Genomic DNA, 2,510 nt, shown 5'->3' with positions numbered 1-2,510 from the left:
CGGCGGCGCAGATCGGCTCGATGGTCACCGCGCTCTGCCTCGGCATCGCGGTCGCGGGCGCGGGGCTCAGCTATCGGCTGCGCATGCCCGTGGTGCTTGCCTGGTCGACGCCGGGCGCCGCGCTGATCGCCGCGAGCAGCACCGGTGCTACCTGGCCCGTCGCGATCGGCGCCTTCGTCGCGGCGGCGGCAATGATGACGCTGCTCGGCCTTGTCCCCGCGCTCGGCCGGCTTGCCGCGCGAATCCCGCCTTCGGTCGCCTCGGCGATGCTTGCGGGTATCCTCCTCCCCTTCTGCCTCGCGCTGTTCCGCACCTTTCAGTCGGACGCGGTATTGGCCGGACTGCTGCTCGTCATCTTCGTCGTCGCGCGCCAGAAATTCCCCGCCTGGGCGCTGCTGATCGTGCTGCTCGCGGCGATCACGCTGGTGGTCGGGCGCGGCGACATCGCGCCGCATGACGGCGGTACGGTGTTCGGCGGGATGAGCGCGACGCTGCCGCAGTTCGACTGGCGCGCGATCTTCAGCCTCGGCGTGCCGCTGTTCCTCGTCACGCTCGTCTCGCAGAACCTGCCGGGCTTCGTCGTGCTGCGCTCAGCGGGCTATGAGCCGCCTTCTCAGCCGATCCTGTTCACGACTGGCCTCACCTCGCTGCTGCTCGCCCCCTTCGGCGCGCACAGCGTCAACCTCGCCGCGATCACCGCCGCGATCTGCACCGATGCCGACGCGCATCCCGATAAGGTGCGCCGCTGGCTGGTGGGAATGTTCTACGCCGGTTTCTATCTGCTGCTCGCGGCGTTCGCGGTGCCGCTGGTCGGCCTGTTCATGGCGATGCCGCGCGAGACGGTCGCCGCGATCACCGGGATCGCGCTGATCGGCCCGCTGGTTAACGCGCTCGGCGGAATGCTCGCCGAACCCGCCGACCGCGAGCCCGCGGTGCTGACCTTCGCCGCCACCGCCTCGGGCATGACCCTGCTCGGCGTCGGATCCGCCTTCTGGGGTTTGGTCGCGGGCTTTCTCGCGCTGGGCGTGCGCCGGCTGTTTCAGCCGATGCCGTCGATCCAGTCCGCAAGCTCGCCCAGCGCCGAAAGCTCGGCAAAGCGCGGGTGATCCGCGGGGGCGTCCGCCGCCTCATGCGCCCAGACCAGCGGATAGGGTATCAGCGCCGCCCAGCTTCCCGCCTCCAATGCCGGGAGCACATCCGAGCGCACCGAATTGCCCGCCATCACCGCGTTCCCCACCGCCCCGTGGCGCGCGAAGATGCGTGCGTAGACATCCGCCGTCTTCTCGCTGACGATCTCGACCCCCGAGAAGAATGCGCCCAATCCCGAGGCCGCGAGCTTCTGCTCCTGGTGGAAGAGGTCGCCCTTGGTGATGAGCACCAGCTTGGCCCGCTCCGCGAGCGTCTCGAGCGCCTCCTCGACCCCGGGCAGCGGCTCGATCGGGTGCAGCATCATCTCGCGCCCCGTCGACAGGATCTCGGCCAGCACCCCCGCGGGCACGCGCCGGTCGCTGACCTCCAATGCGGTCTCGATCATCGAGAGCGTGAAGCCCTTGGCGCCATAGCCATAGGTCGCAAGGTTGCGCCGCTCGGTCGCGGCAAGCTGCGCCTCGATCGCCTCGGGTTCCGCGAAATCGCCGAGCAATTCGTTGAACCGCGCATGCGTCATCCGAAAGATCGTCTCGTTGTGCCACAGCGTGTCGTCGGCATCGAGACCGATGATCGAGATGGGCATCACGCGACTCCAATACGGCGGGAGTGCCCCGATAGCCGTTCCACTGGGGACGGAGCAAGCCGCCCGTCTGTCGAAGTTTGATCGCGGTGCCGGGGCAGCAGACGAACAAGGCTGACTGGCAGCAAGCGCCCCAATTGCGGACGCCAGGATTTCGAACGCCGAAGCCAAATCCGGACTTTAGCCCAATACAACGTAGCGGCCCTGCACACTATGTGCTTAATTTCATCTATGAATCAGCGGGCAAGCCAAATTGCCACACTTATAATCTTGGCTGCGCCTTTGCTTCTTGCCGGGTGCGATCGGCCGGTTTCTGATCCCGTGGAATTGCGGGCAATCAGAACCGAAGCCCAATCTCTGATGACCGATCATCCGTCTAAGCCGCGAAGCGGCTGGATCGAAATACCGGAACAACAATGGCCGCCGGTTATCGCAAGCCTTCAGCCGGAGTTTGTAGCCGTCCATGAGTGGGGCGTCAGCATCACCACCAAGCCTTACTTCGACGGTGGTTGGGGGTATCACGTTGCGCAGAACAAGCGTGACTTGCCGATACCGGAAGGATGCTATTCAAGGTTGACCGAAGGCGTCTTTTGGCACGGCCCCTGCTGATGAAACTCGCGTAGCGGGCGTATTTTCGCGGTCCATTAGACCGCTTCCCATCTGTGGACGCCCCTGAAGACGCAAGCAGTATTTTGGAGATCAGGTGTCAGGCGACATGCAAAACTGGTCCGGTAGCGACACGTAGAACTGGTCCCCCCACCTTTGGACGAGGAGGGACTGA

General features: G+C 65.5%; 3 protein-coding genes. 2 read left to right on the top strand and 1 reads right to left on the bottom strand.

Annotation, left to right across the window (positions count from 1 at the left end):
- Positions 1–1,106: benzoate/H(+) symporter BenE family transporter (locus AC3WJD_RS21880; RefSeq protein ID WP_492748945.1), on the top strand; the 1,106-nt coding region annotated here is incomplete at its 5' end.
- On the opposite strand, the gene AC3WJD_RS21875 is transcribed toward AC3WJD_RS21880, so the two are convergent.
- On the bottom strand, positions 1,040–1,732 hold the full coding sequence (locus tag AC3WJD_RS21875) for an HAD family hydrolase (protein WP_492748944.1): 693 nt from the start codon (positions 1,730–1,732) through the stop codon (positions 1,040–1,042). The genes AC3WJD_RS21880 and AC3WJD_RS21875 overlap by 67 nt on opposite strands.
- 357 nt (positions 1,733–2,089) lie before the next feature.
- On the opposite strand from AC3WJD_RS21875, the gene AC3WJD_RS21870 reads away from it, so the two are divergent.
- On the top strand, positions 2,090–2,338 hold the full coding sequence (locus AC3WJD_RS21870) for a hypothetical protein (RefSeq protein WP_492748942.1): 249 nt from the start codon (positions 2,090–2,092) through the stop codon (positions 2,336–2,338).
- Positions 2,339–2,510: the final 172 nt, after the last annotated feature.

The organism is Sphingobium sp. FW306-1B-F04DB (assembly GCF_058781925.1).
Note: the sequence above shows the minus strand (reverse complement) of the source record. Positions and strands in the feature narration are given on the sequence as shown.